Origin of the sequence: Vibrio sp. S9_S30 (assembly GCF_014694455.1) — a bacterium.
GTDB lineage: Bacteria > Pseudomonadota > Gammaproteobacteria > Enterobacterales > Vibrionaceae > Vibrio.
On sequence record NZ_JAAUWT010000013.1, the window covers coordinates 43,704 to 67,224 of the forward strand.

16 protein-coding genes are annotated in these 23,521 nt (G+C 46.8%); 7 read left to right on the top strand and 9 right to left on the bottom strand.

Annotated elements, in window-relative coordinates; genetic code table 11:
• The first annotated feature begins 5 nt into the window (after positions 1-5).
• Positions 6-2,501 carry a PBP1A family penicillin-binding protein gene (locus tag HC752_RS15875; RefSeq protein WP_190336148.1) on the top strand — a complete coding sequence of 832 codons (2,496 nt, stop codon included), beginning with the start codon at positions 6-8 and terminating at the stop codon, positions 2,499-2,501.
• Positions 2,502-2,788: 287 nt separating this feature from the next.
• Here the strand turns inward: HC752_RS15875 and oxyR are convergent, their stop codons facing one another.
• Complete coding sequence (oxyR, locus tag HC752_RS15880; RefSeq protein ID WP_190336149.1) at positions 2,789-3,670, bottom strand: DNA-binding transcriptional regulator OxyR; 882 nt, start codon at positions 3,668-3,670, stop codon at positions 2,789-2,791.
• Between the two features lie 179 nt (positions 3,671-3,849).
• On the opposite strand from oxyR, the gene HC752_RS15885 reads away from it, so the two are divergent.
• The 3 genes from HC752_RS15885 (at position 3,850) to HC752_RS15895 (ending at position 6,559) form a co-directional block, all read left to right on the top strand.
• Positions 3,850-4,581, top strand: a complete 732-nt coding sequence (locus HC752_RS15885; protein ID WP_190336150.1) for a glutathione peroxidase — start codon at positions 3,850-3,852, stop codon at positions 4,579-4,581.
• 82 nt (positions 4,582-4,663) lie between these two features.
• Entirely contained in the window at positions 4,664-6,115 is a 1,452-nt protein-coding gene (locus HC752_RS15890; RefSeq protein WP_190336151.1) for a dihydrolipoyl dehydrogenase, read from the top strand.
• Between the two features lie 189 nt (positions 6,116-6,304).
• Positions 6,305-6,559: a DUF3624 domain-containing protein gene (locus tag HC752_RS15895; protein WP_190336152.1), complete on the top strand. Its 255-nt coding sequence runs from the start codon at positions 6,305-6,307 to the stop codon at positions 6,557-6,559.
• Positions 6,560-6,690: 131 nt separating this feature from the next.
• Here the strand turns inward: HC752_RS15895 and HC752_RS15900 are convergent, their stop codons facing one another.
• The 5 genes from HC752_RS15900 to argC all read right to left on the bottom strand — a co-directional run bounded on the left by HC752_RS15900 (position 6,691) and on the right by argC (position 13,548).
• Entirely contained in the window at positions 6,691-8,157 is a 1,467-nt protein-coding gene (locus HC752_RS15900) for an alkaline phosphatase (protein WP_190336153.1), read from the bottom strand.
• Positions 8,158-8,491: 334 nt separating this feature from the next.
• Positions 8,492-10,366 (bottom strand): argininosuccinate lyase, encoded by a 1,875-nt coding sequence (gene argH / locus HC752_RS15905; protein ID WP_190336154.1) that lies wholly within the window; start codon positions 10,364-10,366, stop codon positions 8,492-8,494.
• A 100-nt stretch (positions 10,367-10,466) separates the two neighbouring features.
• Complete coding sequence (locus tag HC752_RS15910) at positions 10,467-11,681, bottom strand: argininosuccinate synthase (protein WP_190336155.1); 1,215 nt, start codon at positions 11,679-11,681, stop codon at positions 10,467-10,469.
• A 66-nt stretch (positions 11,682-11,747) separates the two neighbouring features.
• A complete protein-coding gene (gene argB / locus HC752_RS15915; RefSeq protein WP_190336248.1) occupies positions 11,748-12,533 on the bottom strand; it encodes an acetylglutamate kinase in 786 nt (261 codons plus the stop codon).
• Between the two features lie 10 nt (positions 12,534-12,543).
• On the bottom strand, positions 12,544-13,548 hold the full coding sequence (argC, locus tag HC752_RS15920) for an N-acetyl-gamma-glutamyl-phosphate reductase (protein ID WP_190336156.1): 1,005 nt from the start codon (positions 13,546-13,548) through the stop codon (positions 12,544-12,546).
• Between the two features lie 157 nt (positions 13,549-13,705).
• Here argC and argE point away from each other — a divergent pair, with 157 nt between their 5' ends.
• The 3 genes from argE to HC752_RS15935 all read left to right on the top strand — a co-directional run bounded on the left by argE (position 13,706) and on the right by HC752_RS15935 (position 18,680).
• Positions 13,706-14,842: an acetylornithine deacetylase gene (argE, locus tag HC752_RS15925; RefSeq protein ID WP_190336157.1), complete on the top strand. Its 1,137-nt coding sequence runs from the start codon at positions 13,706-13,708 to the stop codon at positions 14,840-14,842.
• Between the two features lie 260 nt (positions 14,843-15,102).
• A complete protein-coding gene (gene ppc, locus HC752_RS15930) occupies positions 15,103-17,736 on the top strand; it encodes a phosphoenolpyruvate carboxylase (RefSeq protein WP_190336158.1) in 2,634 nt (877 codons plus the stop codon).
• 404 nt (positions 17,737-18,140) lie between these two features.
• Positions 18,141-18,680: a PadR family transcriptional regulator gene (locus tag HC752_RS15935; RefSeq protein WP_101114053.1), complete on the top strand. Its 540-nt coding sequence runs from the start codon at positions 18,141-18,143 to the stop codon at positions 18,678-18,680.
• 90 nt (positions 18,681-18,770) lie between these two features.
• On the opposite strand, the gene metF is transcribed toward HC752_RS15935, so the two are convergent.
• The 3 genes from metF to HC752_RS15950 form a co-directional block, all read right to left on the bottom strand.
• Positions 18,771-19,661: a methylenetetrahydrofolate reductase gene (gene metF, locus HC752_RS15940; RefSeq protein ID WP_190336159.1), complete on the bottom strand. Its 891-nt coding sequence runs from the start codon at positions 19,659-19,661 to the stop codon at positions 18,771-18,773.
• 241 nt (positions 19,662-19,902) lie between these two features.
• Positions 19,903-22,314, bottom strand: a complete 2,412-nt coding sequence (locus tag HC752_RS15945; RefSeq protein ID WP_190336160.1) for a bifunctional aspartate kinase/homoserine dehydrogenase II — start codon at positions 22,312-22,314, stop codon at positions 19,903-19,905.
• Positions 22,314-23,480 (bottom strand): O-succinylhomoserine (thiol)-lyase, encoded by a 1,167-nt coding sequence (locus tag HC752_RS15950; protein ID WP_190336161.1) that lies wholly within the window; start codon positions 23,478-23,480, stop codon positions 22,314-22,316. Before HC752_RS15950 ends, HC752_RS15945 begins: the two co-directional genes overlap by 1 nt.
• Between the last annotated feature and the right edge of the window lie 41 nt (positions 23,481-23,521).

Below are 23,521 nucleotides of genomic sequence, written 5' to 3' on the forward strand. Positions count from 1 at the left end.
CTCCGGTGAAGTTCATAAAGCATTTGTTAATATTTTCATTGGTTTGCACCATTTTGGGAGTGACCACAATTATTGGGTTTTACTTTTACGTCAAACCCGAGCTGCCCGATGTTGCAACACTAAAAGACGTAGAACTGCAAACACCTATGCAGGTATACAGTCAAGATGGAAAGCTGATATCACAATTTGGTGAAAAGCGTCGAGTGCCAGTTTCACACAACGACATCCCCCAAGAACTCATTAATGCGCTTATTGCGACCGAAGACAGCCGTTTTTTTGACCATCCTGGTATTGATCCAATTGGTATTGTTCGCGCCGCTATTGTTGTTGCAACAACAGGTTCAGCAAAACAAGGCGCCAGTACCATTACTCAACAGTTGGCGAGAAACTTCTTTCTCACTAACGAAAAAAAGATCATGCGTAAAATCAAAGAGATTTTTATCGCCATCCACATTGAGCAACTACTGACTAAAGAAGAAATTCTAGAGCTGTACATCAACAAAATTTTCCTAGGCTATCGTTCTTATGGATTTGGAGCCGCCGCTCAAGTCTATTTCGGTAAAGAGTTGAACGACTTATCTTTAAGTGAACTCGCTACTTTGGCTGGCATGCCAAAAGCCCCTTCTAGCATCAACCCCATTCGTTCGATTGAACGTGCCACTAATCGCCGAAATGTGGTACTGATGCGCATGCTTGATGAAAAATACATCACTCAAGAACAATACGATTCCGCTCGCTCAGAAGCCATTGTGGCCAAATACCACGGTGCAGAAATTGAACTCAATGCGCCTTATGTGGCTGAAATTGCGCGTTCTTGGGCATTAGAGAATTACGGCGAAGACGCTTATACGTCCGGCATGAAAATCTACACCACCGTGAACTCCAAGCTGCAACAAGCCGCTAATGAAGCCACCATCAATAATTTGCTTAGCTACGATGAAAGACACGGATATCGGGGTGCAGAAGAAACACTTTGGGCATCAGGCGAAGTGCCGTGGACTGAAGACAAGATGAGCAAGCATCTACTTGCCGTACCGACTTACGGTGAGCTCATACCCGCCATTGTGACTGAAGTCGGAGAAAAATCCGCGAAAATTTACATCAAAAACCAAAGTTTTTCGTTTCTCGATTGGGATGCAATGAAATGGGCTCGTCCATTCAAAAGCGATAACCGCCAAGGCAGCGCTCCGAGCAAAGCGACGGATATCTTATCGGTAGGAGAGCAAATTTGGGTTCGTAAGCTCTCACTTCCAGCAAGTGATGACCAGCTTGAACAGCAATGGGTGTGGAAGCTGGCTCAGGTTCCAGACGCCAATACCGCATTTGTCGCAATGAACCCAAATGATGGTGCGATTGTGTCATTGGTGGGTGGCTTCAACTTTGTTCACAGTAAGTTTAATCGCGCCACGCAATCTGTTCGTCAAGTAGGTTCAAGCATCAAGCCATTCATTTACTCGGCCGCCATCGATCAGGGCATGACACTGGCAAGCTTAATTAATGATGCACCAATCAATAAATGGGATCAGAGCCAAGGTACCGCTTGGCGTCCAAAAAACTCGCCACCGACATACACAGGGCCTACTCGCATGCGCGTTGGGCTCGCTCAATCAAAAAATGTTATGGCAGTACGAATATTGCGCCGAGTAGGATTGGACGAATCCATTGATTACCTTGCTCGATTTGGTTTTGAAAAAGACCAACTTCCTCGCTCTGAAACCCTCGCGCTCGGGGCTGGTAGCTTAACTCCGGTGAAAATGGCGCAGGGTTATTCTGTTTTCGCGAATGGTGGCTATTTTGTCGAACCTTACTACATAAGCCGTGTGGAAGATGCCTTTGGCAAACCCATAATAGAAGCTCAACCCAAAATGGTTTGCCGCACAGATTGCCAAGCTCAGGAAGACAACGAGTTTGAAGAGCAAGATGTGGATTCGCCATACGCCCCACAAGTCATCTCGGAGCAAACCGCTTTCTTGATGCGAGAAATGATGTACAGCAATGTATGGGGCGGCGGCGACTGGAGCAAGGGTACGGGCTGGAACGGTACGGGCTGGCGCGCTAAGAAGCTAGGGCGTCGCGATATAGGTGGCAAAACCGGTACCACCAACGACTCCAAAGACGCTTGGTACAACGGTTATGCGCCAGGAATGGTGGCCATTGCATGGGTAGGCTTCGACAACCACCAACGAGAGCTCGGTGCGAGTGTGGTAAACCCGAACTTAGGTAAAGACCAAATTACAGGAGCCGAATCGGGAGCGAAAACGGCTCAGCCAGCTTGGGTAAACTTTATGAAAGTGGCACTGGAAGAGGTACCAGCAGAACGTAAAAAGTTACCCGAGGGCATCATTCGAACCCGTATTGATGCAGAATCGGGGCTGCTTACCAACAAATCTGACGACTCAACCATGTTTGAATACTTCAAACGTGGGACAGAGCCAAAAGAGTACGCTCGCGATCCAATCAGTGAAGCCATATACAGTGAAGATGGTGAAGAACTGTTTTAGCAGGGGTACAGTACACTTTCCGACGTTAAAATAAAAAGGCGCATCAGCGCCTTTTTTATTTAACCTCCACGTTGGATACACAGCATCACTCATTGAATAAAATAGACACTGTATTGCGACCCTTTTCTCATTAGGGGTTGTGTTGGTAACAAGGCGTCTTTGCGTCAATAGGGATCCGATGGCAATGGAACTCAACCAGTTAGAGGCAAATCAGCAGTTAGAGACAAATCAGCAGCTAGAAAAGGACCGGCTATTCCGAGCTGCAGTGATTGACATTATCACCCTCGTTATACGAGCTTTGAAATACTCTCAGCCAACTGTTCAAAACGGCTTCTCAGCGGAGAACCTGGTCGGTAAACCAACACAATACGCCGGCTTGGTTGAGGGTTACTCGCACGGACATAACACACACCATCGCGCTTTTTCTCAGCCGGCACCGACAACGCTGGCAACAACGTAATGCCCCCACCCGCGGCAACCATGTTTCTCAGTGTTTCAAGGCTGGTGGCTTTGAAGCGTTCGTCGTCGCGTGCCCCTGCTGCAAAACAGAATCCCAGCGCTTGATCCCGTAAACAATGCCCATCGCCTAACGCAAGAACCGTCTTACCATTTAGCTCAAGCATGTCTATTTCATCTCGTTCCGCCCATTCGTGATCACAAGGCACAGCAACGCTCATGGGTTCGTCGTAAAGATCCAGCTCTTTAAAGGGTTCCGTCTCTGCAACCGAAGCCAACACTAAACAATCTAACCGACCTTCTTCAAGTTGCCTAACCAGCTGGTGGGTTTGCGCTTCATGCAAAAACAGTTCGAGATCTGGGAATTGCTCTTTGAGCTGTGGAATAATTTTAGGCAGCAAGTAAGGACCAACCGTGGGAATAAAGCCGATGTGCAAAGGACCGCTCATCTCTTTCCCTTGTAAGGTCGCCATATCGATAAATAACTTCACTTCCCCTAGAATTCTCTTCGCTTGATATACAAGCTGCAAACCCGACTCGGTAAACAAGACCCTGCGGCTGCTGCGCTCTAAAAGCGCTGTTCCCAATTCATCTTCCAATTTGCGAATTTGACCACTCAACGTGGGCTGACTAACAAAACACGCTTCTGCTGCTTTGCGAAAGTGTTTGTGCTCAGCAAGAGCCACGAGGTATTCGAAATCACGAATGTTCATCTTTCCTCCCTAAAATAGAAACAGCCTATCAATACCATAACAATAAACGATTGGAGCTATCAACTCAATCGTTGAATAATGGACTCAACAAAACGAAACAGGCTGTATAAACAAAAGCCAGCTACGCTGATTAAACGTCGGCTACCGTAAGAATTCAAAAATCCAAAGAGGAAACCAACATGTTCGCATCAAAAGAAGGTCAAACTGTACCACAGGTCACTTTTCCTACTCGCAAAGGGGATGCTTGGGTAAACGTCACGTCTGACGATCTTTTCAAAGACAAGACCGTCATTGTATTCAGCTTACCCGGCGCATTTACGCCAACGTGTTCTTCTAGCCACCTACCTCGCTACAACGAATTGTTTCCTGTTTTCAAAGAACACGGTGTCGATGAAATTGTGTGTATCTCTGTGAATGACACGTTTGTTATGAATGCATGGAAAGAAGACCAAGAAGCAGACCACATTTCTTTCATTCCAGATGGAAATGGTGAATTTACGGATGGCATGGGCATGCTCGTTGACAAAAATGACCTCGGTTTCGGCAAGCGTTCATGGCGTTACAGCATGTTAGTGAAGAATGGCGTTGTTGAGAAAATGTTCATTGAGCCAAACGAGCCAGGCGACCCGTTCAAGGTTTCGGACGCCGATACCATGCTGGGTTATATCGCTCCAAATTACAAAACTCAGGAATCCATTACCGTATTCTCAAAGCCAGGTTGCCCTTTCTGTGCGAAGGCGAAACAAAACCTGATTGATCACGGTCTTCAATATGAAGAAGTGATTCTAGGTAAAGATGCCACCACCGTTAGCTTGCGAGCTATCACTGGGCGCGCAACGGTTCCACAAGTGTTTATTGGTGGTAAGCACATTGGTGGCAGCGAAGAACTTGAAAGCTTTCTGCTCAAGTAATCCCAAATCACATCGTATTCCTGAATAAAGCCCGGGGAAACTCGGGTTTTTCTTTCCAAACCGACATGAAAGAGAATCCATTATGAAACAACTGAATGTTGATGTAGCGATCATTGGTGGCGGCACTGCGGGTCTAGGCGCCTATCGAACAGCAAAAGCGCATACATCGAATGTCGTGATGATCGAAGGTGGTCCTTACGGCACAACTTGTGCTCGCGTTGGATGCATGCCATCTAAACTTTTGATCGCAGCGGCAGAAAGCGTTCACCAAATTGAAAAAGCACCAGGCTTCGGTATTCACCCACAAGGTGAGATCGTCATCAATGGGCGCGAAGTAATGGATCGAGTGAAACGAGAGCGAGACCGTTTTGTTGGCTTTGTATTGGAAGGGGTAGAAGACATTCCAGCGCAAGACAAAATATCGGGCTATGCGAAATTTATCGATAACAACACTCTCATCGTCGATGATCATACCGAAGTCAAAGCACAGCGAATTGTCATTGCTACGGGTTCTCGCCCTGCTTATCCAGGCATCTGGAATGAGTTGGGGGATCGACTCATCGTCAATGATGATGTGTTTGATTGGGACGATCTTCCTAACTCTGTCGCGGTCTTTGGCCCTGGGGTTATTGGTTTGGAACTGGGACAATCACTGCACCGACTGGGTGTCGAGGTGAAACTGTTTGGTTTGGGTGGGCAAGTGGGTCCACTGACCGATCCTGAGGTGATGGCCTACGCGAACAAAACGTTCAGTGAAGAGTTTTACCTAGATGCCGATGTCAAAGTCGAAAGCATGAAACGTGTCGATGAGAAGGTTGAGATCCAATTTATTAATCACGACGGGGAACTTGAAACCTTTGTTACCGACTACGTATTGGCTGCAACGGGTCGACGCCCTAATGTGGATAAGCTGGATTTGGAAAACACAGAAATCGATTTGGACGATCGCGGTGTCCCCAAAGCGGATCACTACACGTTGCAAACGTCGGTTGATCACATCTTTATCGCTGGTGATGCAAGCAACCAGATCCCGTTGCTTCACGAAGCCGCCGATCAAGGTCGCATTGCGGGAGATAACGCAGGTCGCTTCCCAGACATCCGGGCAGGGCTGCGCCGCTCGTCTATCTCCGCCGTATTTTCAGACCCTCAGATTGCGATGGTAGGTGAAACTTACCGTCAAATCACTCAACGCTTAGGAGGTTGTGGTTGCTTTGCGACGGGTGAAGTGTCATTTGAAAGCCAAGGTCGTTCCCGAGTGATGCTGCGCAACAAAGGTGTCTTGCACGTCTATGGCGAACAAGGGACGGGGCGGTTTCTCGGCGCTGAAATGATGGGGCCTAATGCCGAGCATTTAGCTCACCTTCTGGCTTGGGCACACCAAAACAAAATGACAGTATCTGACATGCTGGACATGCCCTTCTATCACCCAGTGATTGAAGAAGGGGTTCGCACCGCACTTCGTGATTTGAATGCCAAGTTACACCTTGGTCCTGAAATGATTAAGCACTGCTTGGATTGCGGTCCGGGTTGCTAATTCAACTCAGCCTACAAATACACTACTTAAAATAAGAAATTGCTTCTAAGTCCTTTTTTACCCTGACTTTATCTCCAGAGTCAGGGTCTTTTCATATTAATTTCATCTAAAGTTGAACTTACGTCCTAATGGAACGGAATACGTTTAGTTATACTTATCTTAATATTTGTTTAACGAGACGGCGATGTTATGCCTTGTCAGACATGCCAAGAACACTGGTTTTGGAAGAAAATCGGCCGTTGCAAGCAATGCATGGATCAACTCACGATACTTTCCGTCGTGTGTTGGGTTATTTGGTGGTTTGCTTTTCAAGAATCCCCCAACAGCATTCAATCCATTACACTGATTTTTACTGGTTTTGCTTTCAACGCCTTACTTGCGATGCACTTGTGGATGAAATTTGTGGTTTTTCCTTGGCAGGAACGCAATAAAAAACCGCGCTGATTTTCGCGCGGTTTTTATTGAACGACAGATTACATTGAACAGCAGCTTACATTGACATAAGACTTACACTGAGATAGTACTTAACGCAGAAACAGTACTTACACAGAAATAGTACTTACACGAGATAACACTTACTGAGTTAACCTTAACGCTTCATCAATCACATGGTAAATGTAGTTTTGCTCAACCACTCCTTGGAACAACCAAGCTTGAGGACCACGAGCAAAAATCGCCACGTCTTCGCCAGAGTGTGTTTCGGAGCCCAACTTCACTAATGATTGCTGTAAGTAATCTAACTTGAGCACGTCTTCTTCCAATAAGTCATTTCGTCCCCCCTCTGCCGCACCCGGTCCATTACCATACGCCAGCGTTGTGTAGTTTTTCCCAAATTCGTCTTTATTCAATTTGCCTTTGGATTTGGATAAACCAAGTATTGGGTTACCACGTTCTGCATAACCGTTTGAGATCAGAGTATGCGCATGATCGGCGGTCACGATGATCAACGTCTCCTTGGGATCCGTCATTTCCAACGCGGCTTTGATGGCACGATCATATTCCACGGTGTCTTCCAGTGCTCGCGCAGCATTACCTGCATGGTGAGCGTGATCGATTCGACCCGACTCCACCATGAGTAGGTAGCCTTTCTTATTATTTTTTAAGATGTCGATGGCTTTAGAAGTCATTTCTGACAGCGATGGTTCATTATTTTCCTTCACACGATCGGCTTCATATAGCATATGGCTACTTTCAAATAACCCAAAAACACGTTCAGTGCTTCCATTCAACTTATCAAAGCCAGCGCGATCATAAACATAGTTACCCTCTGGATAGCGCCTTTCCCACTCTTCAATTAAGTTACGCCCATCTTGTCTCTTACCTTTCTTCCCTTCCGGATCGGTCACCGTCTCGGGAATGAATTCACGTCGACCGCCCCCAAACACGACTTGGAAACCGTTACCGGAATCAAATGAAACAAACTGCGAGGCTATGTCTTTACAACCGGTGTTTTTGGCAATGTTTGGCAGTTTAGTGTCGTTTTCCCAATTTCGGTCAGCACTATGCGCATAGGCAGTGGCGGGAGTGGCGTGGGTTAAACGCGCCGTAGACACCACACCCAATGATAAGCCTTTTTCGCCTGCCATTTGAAAGGCGGTTTTGACTTCATTGCCTTTTTGAGTATTGCAAAAACCACGCTGAACATTGTCGTTCACATTAATGACCCCAGCTTTGGTTTTCACACCCGACACCATTGCAGTTGCCGTTCCTGCCGAGTCAGGCGTTTGCATATCGGTGTTGTAGGTTTTGGATAATGCGGTATGTGGCAAACGCTCCATGGCCAGCACATACTCCTCCCCTTTTAGACCTTTTTTCTGGCCTGCATAAATCCGTGCCGCGGTGATGGTTCCAACGCTCATACCATCCCCCACAAACAAAATCACATTCTTTGCAGGACCATCAATCGGCTTACGCTCTTTTGCAGCCGCAATGGTACTTTTTGCTTCTTGATACCATGTATCTGATTGCTGAGGGACATTTGCATTTGCGGTTGCCGCGACAATGACACCAATCGCCAGCATAGAAAGTTGAACCCCTTTCATGGGAAGTCTCCGAAGTAGTTTGATAATCAACGGAGGACACTCTAAAGATCAATCAGAATGCTTAGGTATCAATGCGGTGAAGGTTTCATGAACATTCCATGAACATGAAATGTTATAACAAATCAAAAGAAAGATAGGAGGAAATCTGAATTGAGCTGGATTGGAAAAAGAAAAAAGCCCCTATGCCAAATCTGGTTAGGGGCCTTCTTAGATTCATCTAAGAAAAAGCAGTGGTATTAATATGACCGTGCTTTTCCTTATAAAGTTCCCAAAAAAGATCTATTTTCATTAAAAATGATCTGAGCCAATAGAAAAACTACCTTTAATCACACCGTTACGCAACATTACTTTTAGTGATCACGTGTTCTGACAGGTTGATCTCCAGCGCGACTTCATCACACGCGTGTGTTCGCGGACACTGATCGCAATCTTTCAACACCTTCTCTGGCAGCAACGATTTTGATGTTGGAACAAAGCTGTATTTCATGAAGAATTCAGGGACACGGGTTAAGACAAATACTTTCTTAATCGCCATCTGACGTGCTTTGTCAGTCAGGTATGCCACCAGTGCACTTCCCTGCCCCTGACCTTGCCATCCCGCTTCGACACCAAGGGAGCGGATTTCGGCGAGTCCAGAATCATAGACATAGAGGGAGGCACACCCCGTTACCTCACCATGATGCTCTGCAACGGCAAACGATCCAACGTCGCGAACCAGTTCATTGCGAGTGCGAGGAAGGTTTTCACCCAGCCCTGCCCAGTACGCCACCATACCTTCTAACGCATCAATATCGGTTAAGCGCGCCGCACGCACTTTCACCCCTGATGTGTCTCTTTGCGCAATGCGTTGTTCGGCTTGCTCCACTGCATACGCGACTTGTTTTGGTGATACCCCACCCAATGCCGACCGTTTTTCTAAACAGGATTCAATGGTGAGAATGTCGTACACATCCTCTTCGATCACATCCGAAAACTCTTTGAGCTCCGCTATCGATAATTCTTCTAATGCGCAACCCTTGGCAATTGCAGCCACAACCGCTACACCCACAATATGGTGCGCTTCACGGAATGGAATGTCTTTCGCGACAAGGTAATCGGCCAGTTCTGTTGAGTTAGCGTAGCCTTGTTTCGCCGCTTCTAACGTGCGCTCGCCATTCACTTTGATGCCATCAAAACAAAGTGCGGCCATTTCCATGCATTCATTCCAACTGTCTAAGGCATCAAACAAGCCTTCTTTGTCTTCTTGCATGTCTTTATTGTAGGCAAGCGGCAACGCTTTAACGGTCATCATCATGCCAGCCATTGCGCCATAAACACGCCCACACTTACCACGGATAAGTTCGAGAGCGTCTGGGTTTTTCTTTTGTGGCATCAGTGACGAACCGGATGTCACGGTATCCGCCAATTCAATGAAATTAGATTCACCTGAATTGTAGAAAATCATGTCTTCAGCCAAACGAGACAAATGAAGCATAGAGATAGAGGCAACCGACATGAGCTCCATAACATGATCGCGATCCGATACCGAATCAAGGCTGTTACGCGTCGCTCGGCGAAAACCAAGGCTGTGCGCCAGCGCTTCACGATCCATGGGGTATGCTGTACCTGCAAGCGCACCAGAACCCAGTGGACACGTATCCAAACGCTTCATGGCATCCGAAAGACGAGAATAGTCACGTTCGAACATTTCTACATAAGCCAAACACCAATGAGCAAAGGTCACGGGCTGGGCACGCTGCAAGTGTGTATACCCCGGAAGGACAGTACCTTGGTGTGCCTTAGCCACTTCAACCATTTGACCTTGTAGGCGATCCAGCGCCATCAGCAACTGGTGACCTTGTTGACGGCACCACAGCTTAAGATCGGTGGCAACCTGATCGTTACGAGATCGTCCCGTGTGCAGCTTTTTACCCAAGTCTCCGACTTTACCTATCAACTGCTGTTCTACCCAGCTGTGAATGTCTTCGGCATCCGAACACAAAATCTGCTCAGGATCTTCCATGACTTCAAGCTTAAGCTCGTTCAGAGCGAGCTCTAATTTTTGCTGCTCACTTTCATTCAAAACGCCAACCGACAGCAGGGCTTTAGACCACGCAATCGATCCAACAATATCTTGCTCTGCCAATCGGTAATCGAATCGCAAAGAATCATTGAATTGTTTGAATCTGGTGTCTGCTGCTTGGGTAAATCTACCGCCCCATAATGCCATGGCGTCTCTCCTGGAGTTGCGGCTCTGAATCGTTCAGAGCCTCATTTGCTTGCTTGTGTAATGTACTTAAATAGCTGAGATGCGCGTACGAATCGTTCGCTTATTTTTTATTTTCGTTCAAAGCGCGAATACGACTAGACAGGGAATACAGGCGGATAAAACCACCCGCATGACTTTGGTCATACACATCGTCTTCACCAAACGTCGCAAACTCTTCAGAGTATAAGCTGTTGTCTGAACGCTTTTGCGTGACGGTTGCTTGACCTTTGTACAGTTTGATCACGACTTCGCCGTTCACATCTTGCGCCAACTCCTCAGTCGCTGCAAGGAGAGACTTACAAAGCGGTGTAAACCAACGACCGTCGTATACTAGGTGAGAGGCTTTTAACCCCAACTCTTCACGGAATTCATAAGAGGCTTTATCTAGTACCAACTGTTCAACAGCACGCAGCGCTTCCATGATAATGGTGCCCCCCGGCGTTTCGTAACAACCACGTGATTTCATCCCGACAAGGCGGTTTTCAACGATATCAATACGACCCACACCGTGTTTCGCGCCTTTCTCGTTGAGGTAAACCAAAGCATTATATGGCGTCATTGCCTCGCCATCTACGGCAACAACTGCTCCTTTCTCTACTTTCAGCGTGACGCTTTCTGGCTCATTTGGTGCTTGCTCTGGATCAACGGTCCAAACCCAGCAATCCTCATTTGGGGCATTCCATGTATTTTCAAGAACACCACCTTCAGTCGAGATGTGCCAAGCGTTGGCATCACGGGAATAGATCTTAGTTAAAGAAGCCGTGCATGGGATGTTGCGCTCTGCTAAGTAATCCAAACATTCCTCACGACTCACCAAATCCCACTCACGCCATGGCGCAATGACATGCAGATCCGGTGCGAGAGCAGCAAATGCCCCTTCGAAACGAACTTGATCATTACCTTTACCTGTACAGCCATGACACAACGCATCGGCGCCAACTTTACGTGCTACTTCTACCTGAGCTTTGGCAATAATAGGGCGTGCCATAGACGTACCCAGTAGGTATTTACCTTCATATAGCGCCCCTGTTTTCAGAGTCGGGTAGATGTAATCTGCCACCATTTCTTCTTTTAGGTCTGCGATGTAGCACTCTGATGCCCCCGATGCTTTGGCTTTTTCTTCAATGCCTTCAAGCTCTTCTGCGCCTTGACCAACATCCGCAACAAATGCCACGACTTCACAATCGTAGTTTTCTTTTAGCCACGGAATGATCACTGAGGTATCCAGACCGCCAGAGTAGGCAACGACGACTTTCTTAACGTTTACTTTGCTCATGTTACTTCTCCTAATCCTTGGGTCTGCACTTGGCGGTCAGCGCCCAAAAGGTCATACAAAATTGGTTTATTCAGGTAAGAACTGCGTACCAATGTTGGCACCAGAAAATAATTCCGTCAGTTTTTCAGGGTAACGCCATGTCGCTACCTGAATCGGACGACCCAGATCGTTTGCCGCTTGTAATGCGGCGTGCACTTTTACGATCATGCCATCGGTAATCACCTTGCCTTCAATAAGCTGTAGGGCTTGGGTTTTGTTCAAACTGTTAAGTAGGTGCCCTTTCCCATCCAGCACCCCGCTGACATCGGAAAGCAACACCAATTCCGCATCCAATGCGCCCGCTACCGCAACCGCAGCTTGGTCGGCATTGACGTTCATGAGTTGCCCTTCTTCTGTCATGCCAATCGAACTGATGATCGCGATAGCACCTGTATTCATAACGGCTTGCAATACATCAGGATTTCCCGGGATTGCATGACCGACTGCACCGAGATCAGGATTCAATTCCGTCACTCGGCATAAACCACCATCCGCAAGGCTCAACCCAACCGCGTTTACACCTGATTTAATGGCCTCACCTTGGAGTAGCTTGTTTGCTGTACCTGCGAGCGCACCAGCAATGAATGGAATTTGCTCGTAAGGGGTAATGCGCAATCCATCTTTTTTAAAGGTGGCCAATTGAAGCTTGCTCATTAAGTCGTCCACGAGGTAGCCGCCACCATGAACAATCACAATCGCGCGCTGCGCCGACTGTTGGTAATCTTTGATTGCCCCAAAGAGCTTTCCAAGCGTTTCACTGCACTCTAATGCCGCTCCGCCCAGCTTTATGACAAGTGGAATTTGTATACTCATCATCGCTTCCTTAAATCAATGCTGTTAGAGGTTCATAACCAAATCGAAGGTTCAAACACTGCATAGCTTGGCTTGATGCACCTTTCAATAGATTGTCGATTGCCGATACCACAATCACGTGCTCGCCTTGAACTTTCCAGCCCAAGTCGTTAAATGGGGTGTTTTCTACTTGTTGGATGGCCGGCAGTTGATCGCCAAACAAGCGCACTGCAGGCTTATCGCCATAGGCATTATGGAAAGCATCGGTTACTTGCTGAGGAGTGACACCTTCTTTTAACTTCATGGTAATGGTCGCTAAAATACCGCGCTTAAAGTTACCAAGATGAGGGGTAAAAATGACATCGCACCCAAGGTGAGACGCAATTTCTGGCTGATGGCGGTGAGTAAACACACCGTAAGCTTGCATCGATACTTCGCAGAAACTGTTGGTCATGGTCGCTTTTCTGCCAGCACCTGACACACCGGAAGTGGCGTTGATGACCGGCCATTGGGACGTTTCAACCAAACCCGCAGCTAAAAGGGGCTTAATCGCCAACTGTGATGCCGTTGGGTAGCACCCTGGTACCGCCACCAATTGCGCTTCGGAAATCGCGGCTTCATTCCATTCAGCTAAACCGTATACGGCTTTATCTAGCCATTCTGGGTTGCTGTGCTCAAACCCATAATAATCTGGATAAAAATTGGCCTTCTGAACACGATAGGCTCCAGATAAGTCAAACACGGTGCAACCTTGCTCTAATAAGGTCGGCGCTAGGTCATGGCTGATTTCATGTGCGGTTGCCAAAAAGACCACATCGGATTCTTTGGCCACCGCTTTAAGATCGGTTAATGGGCTGACAGGCATATCCACGACACCCGATAACTTTTTATGTAACTCTGATATCGGCTTATTTGCATCAGCACTATTGGCGGACACATACAAACCTGATAGCTTGAGATTTGGGTGTTTGGCGACCATCAGAGCAAGTTCTGCACCTGTGTATCCGCTGGCACCAATGATTGTGGTTTTTAACATCTGCAACACATCCAATTTCGCTTGTCACTCAATGTCTACAAAAGTGACTATCCATACTTGATTATTAACTCTATTTGAGTTTTTATTCACTTATAATGATTTAATATGTGTTTTATCGTTTTAATCTTAGTCTGTCAACAGTGGAAGTGAAGTTAATATGCAAATACCTGGTTTTATCGATATCTACGGTGGCTTAATTTCCACCTCTTCTATTAGCTCAAGTGATGCGAGTTGGGATGAAGGAAACAGTGACGTCATTGCGAAACTTGCCACATGGTTTCATGACTTGGGGTTTAAAACAGAGGTGGTTGAAGTCGAAAAAGGCAAACATAACCTGATAGCCAAAATAGGACAGGGAGAAGGCGGCTTACTATTATCAGGCCACTCCGATACCGTCCCTTTTGACGAAGGACGCTGGAATTATGACCCCCACGCGTTAACGCAAGCAAACAACCGTTTTTATGGCTTGGGTACAGCGGATATGAAAGGCTTTTTCGCTTTCATATTGGAAGCCGTCAAAAATATCGACTGGAGTACACAAACCAAACCACTGTACGTATTAGCGACGTGTGACGAAGAAACCACCATGCTTGGGGCACGACACTTTACTCAAGATGCCCCGTTCAAGCCGGATTACTGCATTATAGGCGAACCCACCAGCTTGGTACCGATTCGAGGGCATAAAGGACACGTGGCAAATGCCATACGTGTGACCGGTCATTCAGGGCACTCCTCAAACCCCGCTTTGGGTGTCAACGCCATTGAGATCATGCATGAAGTGCTTTTTGCACTCATGCAACTTCGAAATCAGTTAATAAAAACCTACCATCATCCAGGCTTTGAAATCCCAACCCCGACCTTAAACCTAGGGCATATTCATGGTGGCGACAGTGCAAATCGAATTTGTGGTTGTTGCGAGCTGCACTATGATGTAAGACCATTACCAGGCATCAGCCTCGATGGATTGGACAATCTTCTGCGCGATGCGCTCAAAGACGTGGAGGCCAAGTGGCCTGGGAGAATCGAAATTCAGCCATTACACGACCCCATCCCCGGCTACGAGTGTGACCATGACCATCCATTTATTAGTGGAATGGAAGCCATCTGTGAAAAGCCAAGTGAAACCGTAAACTATTGTACTGAAGCCCCTTTCTTGCAAGAGCTTTGTCCAACTCTCGTCCTTGGACCGGGTTCGATTGATCAGGCTCACCAGCCAGATGAATTCCTTGCGTTTGAATTTATCGACCCAACCATCAATGTTTTGAAGAAAGCCATTCATCAATACTGTTTCTAAACATTTCAAGAAATCATCCCCAAAAGCGCAGACACCTGCGCTTTTTCATCACTTCTTAAACCAGAGCACATCAGCCCTCAGCAAAAATGAAATAAAATTTCACAATGCCATTACAACGAACGTATCAAAAATGAGCAATATCAATAGTTGACCGAATTCCTGTGTTTTAGTCTCGGATTATTTGACTCAAGCCAAACAATTTCGCTAGATTGTGGGCTTAACAAAACATCGGATGTAATAAATTTACGAGGCGGAACACAATGAATGAAAAATATGCCGCACTAAAAAGCAATGTAAGCATGCTAGGTCGATTGCTTGGCAATACCATTCAAGATGCACATGGCGAGGCAATCTTAGAGAAAGTCGAAACCATTCGTAAACTCTCAAAATCAGCACGAGGTGGCAGTCAGGAAGACCGCGAGAATCTCATCAAAGAAATTGAAAGCCTACCAGATGAACAGCTCACTCCAGTGGCTAGAGCATTCAATCAGTTTTTAAACCTCACTAACATAGCAGAGCAGTATCACACCATTTCGCGCCATTGTGAGGAACACGTCTGCGAACCAGACGTTATTAACAGCTTATTTTCAAAGCTAAGCCAAAGTAACATCAGTAAACTCGATACGGCTCAAGCCGTTCGAGATTTGAATATTGAACTGGTGCTCACGGCGCACCCAACAGAAATTACGCGCCGCACCATGATCAACAAGCTGATCAAAATTAATGAATGTCTTTCCAAGCTAGAACTGAATGACCTATCGTACAAAGAGCGTCACAAAACAGAGCGTCGCCTAGAGCAACTTATCGCACAGGCATGGCACTCTGACGTGATCCGTCAGCAACGCCCAACCCCAATCGATGAAGCCAAATGGGGGTTTGCCGTTGTCGAAAACTCGTTATGGCAAGGTGTACCCGATTTCCTGCGCGAGCTCGATGAGCGCTTGGAGGGTTATCTAGGCGAAGGTTTACCCATTGACGCTAGACCTGTGCACTTCTCGTCTTGGATGGGAGGAGACCGCGACGGTAACCCATTTGTTACCCATACTGTTACCCGTGAAGTCATGTTGCTGTCTCGCTGGAAAGCAGCGGATCTCTACCTCAATGACATTAACGAGCTGGTCAGCGAATTGTCGATGACCAAATGCAGTGACGCATTGCGTGAGCTAGCTGGTGAAGGGGAACACGAACCCTATCGTGCGATCCTCAAAGGCATTCGCACCATGCTTACCGAAACACGCGACATTCTTGAAGCCAAAATCAATGGCGAGCAACTGACCGTCAAAGCACCATTGCGCTCCAACGAGCAACTTTGGGAACCTCTTTATGCATGTTATCAATCACTGCATGAATGTGGCATGGGCGTCATTGCCGATGGTTCGCTTCTGGATACGCTGCGTCGAATCAAATCCTTTGGCATTCATCTTGTGCGTCTCGACATTCGCCAAGAAAGCACTCGCCACTCTGATGTATTGTCGGAGCTGACACGTTACCTCGGCATTGGCGATTACGATCAGTGGAGTGAACAAGATAAAATTGCCTTCCTCACAACGGAACTCAGCTCTAAGCGCCCACTCTTGCCACGAAACTGGGAACCGTCAGAGCCAGTAAAAGAAGTCTTGGATACCTGTCGTATCGTGGCAAGCCAGCCTCGTGAAGCATTTGGCGCCTACGTGATTTCCATGGCAAGAACCGCTTCAGATGTACTGGCCGTACACTTGCTACTTCAAGAATCGGGTTGCCCTTATCGCATGGACGTCTGCCCACTGTTCGAAACACTGGAAGACTTGAATAACGCTGAAACCGTCATCACTCAATTGATGGGTATCGATTTGTACCGTGGTTTTATTCAGAATCACCAAATGGTCATGATCGGCTATTCTGATTCAGCGAAAGATGCGGGTGTGATGGCAGCGGGTTGGGCACAATATCGCGCAATGGAAGCCTTAGTGAAGGTATCGGAAGAGGCCGGCATAGAGCTCACCTTATTCCACGGCCGTGGAGGAACGATTGGGCGTGGTGGAGCACCTGCACACGCGGCATTACTGTCTCAGCCACCGAAAAGTTTAAAAGGTGGTTTGCGCGTCACTGAACAAGGTGAAATGATCCGCTTCAAGCTCGGCTTACCCGAAGTGGCGGTCAACAGTTTCAACATGTACGCCAGTGCGATATTGGAGGCAAACCTGCTTCCGCCACCTGAACCGAAACAAGAATGGCGTGATTTGATGGATACCCTCTCGGAGGTATCTTGTGAAGCCTATCGTGGGGTTGTTCGCGGTGAACCGGATTTCGTACCATACTTCCGCGCCGCAACACCAGAGCTTGAACTGGGGTTACTCCCATTGGGTTCTCGACCATCTAAACGTAACCCAAATGGCGGCGTCGAAAGCTTACGCGCCATTCCATGGATTTTCTCGTGGAGTCAAAACCGCTTGGTATTACCAGCGTGGTTGGGTGCAGGAGAAGCCATTCAATATTCTGTCGACCAAGGACATCAATCGTTACTGGAATCCATGTGCCGCGAATGGCCATTCTTCTCAACACGACTAGGTATGCTGGAAATGGTGTACTCAAAATGTAATCTCGAGATCTCAAGCCTGTACGATCAGAAGCTAACGGACAAATCTTTGTGGGCCCTAGGAGAAAAACTGAGATCTCAGTTACAAAAAGACATTAAAGCGGTGCTCAATGTTGAGAATAATGAGAATTTAATGCAAAGTGATCCGTGGGGATTAGAATCCATACGCCTTCGTAACATCTATGTAGAGCCGTTGAATATGCTACAAGCAGAACTGCTTTACCGCACAAGGCAGACAGAAACGCCATCAACCGAGCTTAAAGAAGCATTAATGGTCACGATTGCAGGTATTGCAGCAGGAATGCGCAATACTGGTTAGCCAGTCATTTATTCTAAAAGTGAGACAAAAAGCCGCTTTGTGCGGCTTTTTGTATGGAAGTAACTCTCTATTGAGAATATTATCAGTTTTTCAATTCATTCATATTTTTATTCTACTTAATGCTTATTATTATTGATATGCTAACTAGCCGCTGTAAATTTTCTAATAACTAACCGCAGCAAGCAGCAATAATATGGCATAGAAATAGAAGTTTGTTTTAAGGCAGCAAATTCAATAGCTGCCATTTTCTAGGTGATATAAGGCTAAAGAAGGTGACAGAGCCATCTAAATTTGTCTTTAGATTGGTATGAGCGCATTCACACACCATACAAACGTGCCAAAGAAGCACACTCGATGTTTATGCGTTCAAGTTTTACAGTTTGATTGACCATTGGATTGAAGACATGTCATTACCGCACGTAATCCTCACTGTTTTAAGTACTCGAGATGCTACTGGATACGACATCACAAAAGAGTTCTCATACAGTATTGGCTATTTTTGGAAAGCAAGTCACCAACAAGTATATCGCGAGCTAAATAAAATGGCTCAAAACCAACTTGTGACTTGCGTGCTTGAGCCACAAGAGGGCAAACCAGACAGGAAAGTTTATTCAATAACAGAAGAAGGACGCCGAGCACTAGGGGAGTGGTTTGACCAACCCACTGCACACCCAACTGTTCGTGATGAGTTCTCTGCCAAATTAATGGCATGTTCCGTACAGCCTTCGACTTCGTATATTGAGCAGCTGACTGGTCTGATTGAAGAGTCTCGTCAACTGGTGAACCACTACAAAGAAATTGAGTCGGTTTACTATGCGACCCCAAGCACGTTAGACAAGCAAGCGCGTTTAGAGCGTTTAACCCTACGTCGCAACTTGTTGCTTCGTAACACTTGGGTCGCTTGGGCAGAAGAAGCACTTGCCGAACTAGAAGCAATGGCGTAAATCTTCGCCATTCTTAAACAACAAAGGTTGGTGTATGCACCAACCTTTTTTTGTGTTTGACGTGTATTATCGGACGGTATTTCTACCAAACTAAACTTGTGGGCGAACACCCAACGTATGGCATAACGCATACGTCATTTCCGCTCGGTTCAGCGTATAGAAGTGAAAATCCTTCACCCCTTCACGGCTTAAAATTCTTACTATATCGATCGCTTGACTCGCCCCCACCAACTGACGGGTTGTGGGATCATCATCCAATCCTTCGAATTGCTTCGCCATCCATCCAGGCACTTTGACGTTATTGATGCTTGCAAAACGAGAGGCCTGCTTAAAGTTCGACACCGGCAGGATCCCCGGAACAATCTCAACGTCAATCCCCGCTGCCACACAACGATCGCGAAAACGCAGATAACTCTCTACATCAAAAAAGAACTGAGTGATGGCGCGGTTGGCACCCGCATCCACTTTACGCTTCAAATTGAGTAGATCAGCTTGCGCACTTTTGGCTTCTGGGTGAACTTCAGGGAATGCCGCGACAGAAATATCAAAATCATGCAGTGACTTCAGTAATTCGACCAAATCGGAGGCATACATATCTGGCGCACCACCACCCGGTGGAATGTCGCCACGCAACGCTACAATGCTTTCAATGCCATTCCTCCAGTAATCATTAGCAATGTTCACCAATTCATCACGGGACGCATCGATACACGTTAAGTGTGGTGCCGCAACCAAACCTGTTTGATCTTTGATTTCTTTGATAATGGAATGCGTGCGGTCACGTTCTCCAGAGTTTGCACCGTAGGTAACAGAAACAAACTTTGGCTGTAAGGTTTTCAGGCGGTGCACTGAGTTCCAAAGCGTTTCTTCCATTTTTTCACTGCTTGGTGGAAAAAACTCAAATGAGACATTGATGTCACCAGAAAGCTCAGCAACGTTCTGATTCAAAGCATCTATATGACTGGCGTGGGTATAACTCATGCTTCTCTCCCTGTGGCACCACCACAAAAAATTCTTTTTAAATTCGCAGCGACGTTTAGACGTCTATATGTCCAGAGAATGTCTTTTATCCGATTTAATGTCAACTGGATCACCATGAATTTTATTCATGATTAAGCTGAGTATTTTTCATTAAAAAAATCACAGCATCTGGATGGCGTTGGAATAACAAAATTGGAATAACAAAAAAGGGCGCGCAGCGCCCTTTAGTGATAATAAATAGTTATAGCAAACTTGCAAGCCGATTCAGGTCCGACTGAATAGCCCCTGCCGTCACCGCTTTACCGGCACCAGGACCGCGAATAACCAACGGGTTGTCTTTATACCACTTACTCTCGATGGCAAAGATATTATCGCAGGGTAATAAGTTCGCTAATGCGTGCTCGCAAGGTAATGCTTCAACCCCTACGGTTGCGCTCCCGTTCTTTTCTAGTCTTGCAACATAGCGCAATACTTTGTCTTCACGTTGTGCTTTCTCAAGACGCTCGGCTAAGTTCTCGCTCAAGATCTGTCCATTGTCCAAAAAATCATCCAGTGGCAAATCACGTAATTGCTCTGGAACCAGTGATTCCACTTTCACGTTTTCAGGTTCTAGTTCTAATCCAGACTCACGCGCCAAAATCACCAACTTACGCATGACATCAGAGCCATCTAGGTCACAACGGGGATCCGGTTCGGTTAACCCCTGCTGCCAAGCAAGATCCACCAAGTCACTGAAAGGCACCTGACCATCAAATTGTTGGAAAAGCCATGACAGCGTTCCTGAGAAGATGCCAGATAGCGCAAGGATATCATCCCCACTTTCACGCAAATCACGCACGGTGTGGTTTACAGGAAGCCCTGCGCCTACTGTCGCGTTATAGAACCAGTGACGACCCGTCTTTGAAAAGGCATCCTGAACTTGATGGTAAATTTCCCCCGGTGCAGAGCCTGCCACTTTGTTTGCTGAAATTAAATGGAAACCATGCTCCGCAATGCTGACATATTGATTAGATAAGGCTTCACTTGCGGTAACATCCAGTACGATCACTTCATCGTATTTCTGCTGATGTGCCAGTTTGTCGAGCCATTCAATGCCGTCATTGCTGATCGCTTCATCATTAAAACGGTTGAAGACTTCTTTCGCATCGATACCATCGAAATCCAACCAATACGTTTGGCTATCTACGACTGCAACCAAGTCAAACGTTTTCCCATGGCGCTTTTCGAGCTCTTCTTTTTGCTCATCAAACAAGGCTATCCAACTTGAGCCGATATTGCCTTTACCACACAACGCAATCGCAATGCGCTTTTGCGCTTGAAATAACTGGCTGTGAATGCCCTTTATCAAACGAGATGTATCGGTTTTACGAAGAACCGCAACCAAACTAAGTCCAGATTCAGCTTCACTGATGAACTCAACAGGGCTGTTTTTCAATTGCTGGTAAAAACCGTAGCAATGATTCGGGTTGTTCGTCACGCCAGCCCCAACAGCAGCAACTAGGGAATACCCTTCTTTTAATTTAATTTCCGCACCAATGGCGACATCTTGTAGATGAGAAAGCGCTTCACCTGCCACTTCGGAGGTATACGCTAAGAGCAAGCAACCTTGGTCATCTTGCGCTTCAAACGCCAAAGGGCTGAGTTGCCCACGTGAAAGCGTTGTCAGTACTTCTTTGGCTAGGCGTTCAAAATCGTGCCCATGCCCAAAGTCCACTTTAACCAGCAACACTTCATCTAAAGAGGTAATGATCTTAGCGCCACGCCCTGACGCCAGAACACGTTCAATACGCGTCGAACCCGATTCAGCTTGGTAGCTGCAACGCAAATGCAGCTCCATCGAACTTTGAGCGACAGGCTGTAAAGTACGGCTATGGAGAACTGGGGCAGCCAAACGAGCAAGCTCACTGGCTTCATCCAAGCGCAGCAGAGGCAACAAACAGGCGTCAGAGACTTTACGAGGGTCAGCGCTGTATACGCCCGCGACATCACTCCATATCGTGACTCTAAACGCTTCGGCTAACGCACCAATGACGGTTGCTGAGTAATCTGACCCATTACGCCCTAGCAGTACCGTTTCACCGTCTTCATTTTTAGCCATGAAACCGGTGATAACAATTCGACACTGACGATGCTGTGCTAACGACTCTTTGATTAAAGGGTAGGAACGGGCTCGGTCCACTTCCGGCTGAGCACCATGTTCAGCACGAAGGAAATCACGTGAATCTTGCGAAACGGCTTCTAATCCATTGTGATTAAGAAGTTCCGCCAGTAATCTTGCCGACCAGATCTCGCCATGTCCTATCGCTGACGATTTTTGAGCACTGCTTAAGGGATAGGACAGCTCACCTAACCTAGAAAACTCGGTATTCAGAGCATCAAGCAAAGCTGCTGCGCGATCCGCTGGTAACAAGCTTTCAATGAGGTTGGTTTGGTACAGCCTTAATTTTTGCAACGCTTCATGCGCTAAGCGTCCGTCTTTTTCTAACGCGGCTAACCAAGCAATAAGTTGGTTTGTCGTGGTGCCCGCTGCGGACACCACAACCAAATCGCTCGTGTCGGAGTATTCTTTAAGTATACTCACGACACGCTGATAGCAATTCGCATCAGCCAAGCTACTGCCACCAAATTTGTGCAATTGTCGCTCGATAGTCATTACGCCACCTCCTTGGCTTTTGCAAAGGCTTGCTCCAAGTCTGCCACCAGATCTTGTGCATCTTCCAGCCCCACAGACAAACGCAATAACGTCGGTGCAATACCCGCTTCCTCTTGCGCTTCATCACTCATGGCGCGGTGTGTCATTGAGCCAGGGTGGCAGATCAAGCTTTCCACGCCACCCAATGATTCGGCAAGCGAGAATAGCTCCAGTGAGCTGGCAAAACATTTCATTTGCTCAAAGCTTCCATTTAATTCAAAACTGAGCATTGAACCAAAACCCGATTGCTGCTTCTTAGCGATCTCATGCCCTGGGTGATCTGGCAAACTTGGATGGTAAATCGTTCCAACCAATTCATGTGTTTTCAGAAACTCTAGAATAGTGTTTGCGCTTTCCTCATGAACTCGCATACGTGCACCCAGTGTACGTAGACCTCTCAGAGTCATATAACTGTCGAATGGCGTCCCTGTCGCGCCAATACAGTTCCCCCACCATGCCAAATCTTCCGCGTGCTTTTCATCTTTACAGATGATCACACCACCAATAACATCAGAGTGTCCATTAATGAATTTTGTCGTGGAATGCACAACAAAATCGGCTCCCAGTGTCAGTGGCTTTTGGTAAACCGGTGTTAAAAAGGTGTTGTCGACAGCTATCAACGTCCCCACTTGCTTTGCCTGTTCACAAATTTTGGCAATATCAACAACACGTACCAGTGGGTTGGATGGCGTTTCAAGTAAGATCAGCTTTGGTTTTTTACTCAATGCTTGCGCAAGAGCGGATTCATCTGACTGATCAACAAATTCAACCTTGAAGTCTCCCTTAAGTGAACGGGTGTTAAACAGACGGTAAGTACCACCATAGCAATCATGTGGCGCGATAATCAGATCATCAGGACCTAGGAATGCGGTTGCCCAAAGATTAATGGCTGCTGTACCTGTATTGGTGATGATGGCATTTGCGCCTTCTTCCAGTTCAGCTAACGCTTGTTCAAGCAACCCTCGGTTTGGATTTCCTGAACGCGTGTAGTCATATTTGGGCACTTCGCCAAAGGCAGGAAAGCCATAGTTCGTAGACAAGTAAATTGGTGGGACAACCGCGTGATACTGAGTATCCGCTTCAATACCAGTGCGTACGGCAATAGTGGCTGGCTTTCGTTGGCTCATAAATAGGGTCTTCCTTTCCTGTGGTGCAATCTTTTCGAGCA

Coding starts and splice junctions, on each gene's coding strand:
- oxyR (WP_190336149.1), bottom strand. CDS start 3,670: ATGAACATTCGTGATTTCGAATACCTCGTGGCTCTTGCTGAGCACAAA.
- HC752_RS15885 (WP_190336150.1), top strand. CDS start 3,850: ATGTTCGCATCAAAAGAAGGTCAAACTGTACCACAGGTCACTTTTCCT.
- HC752_RS15890 (WP_190336151.1), top strand. CDS start 4,664: ATGAAACAACTGAATGTTGATGTAGCGATCATTGGTGGCGGCACTGCG.
- HC752_RS15895 (WP_190336152.1), top strand. CDS start 6,305: ATGCCTTGTCAGACATGCCAAGAACACTGGTTTTGGAAGAAAATCGGC.
- HC752_RS15900 (WP_190336153.1), bottom strand. CDS start 8,157: ATGAAAGGGGTTCAACTTTCTATGCTGGCGATTGGTGTCATTGTCGCG.
- argH (WP_190336154.1), bottom strand. CDS start 10,366: ATGGCATTATGGGGCGGTAGATTTACCCAAGCAGCAGACACCAGATTC.
- HC752_RS15910 (WP_190336155.1), bottom strand. CDS start 11,681: ATGAGCAAAGTAAACGTTAAGAAAGTCGTCGTTGCCTACTCTGGCGGT.
- argB (WP_190336248.1), bottom strand. CDS start 12,533: ATGAGTATACAAATTCCACTTGTCATAAAGCTGGGCGGAGCGGCATTA.
- argC (WP_190336156.1), bottom strand. CDS start 13,548: ATGTTAAAAACCACAATCATTGGTGCCAGCGGATACACAGGTGCAGAA.
- argE (WP_190336157.1), top strand. CDS start 13,706: ATGCAAATACCTGGTTTTATCGATATCTACGGTGGCTTAATTTCCACC.
- ppc (WP_190336158.1), top strand. CDS start 15,103: ATGAATGAAAAATATGCCGCACTAAAAAGCAATGTAAGCATGCTAGGT.
- HC752_RS15935 (WP_101114053.1), top strand. CDS start 18,141: ATGTCATTACCGCACGTAATCCTCACTGTTTTAAGTACTCGAGATGCT.
- metF (WP_190336159.1), bottom strand. CDS start 19,661: ATGAGTTATACCCACGCCAGTCATATAGATGCTTTGAATCAGAACGTT.
- HC752_RS15945 (WP_190336160.1), bottom strand. CDS start 22,314: ATGACTATCGAGCGACAATTGCACAAATTTGGTGGCAGTAGCTTGGCT.
- HC752_RS15950 (WP_190336161.1), bottom strand. CDS start 23,480: ATGAGCCAACGAAAGCCAGCCACTATTGCCGTACGCACTGGTATTGAA.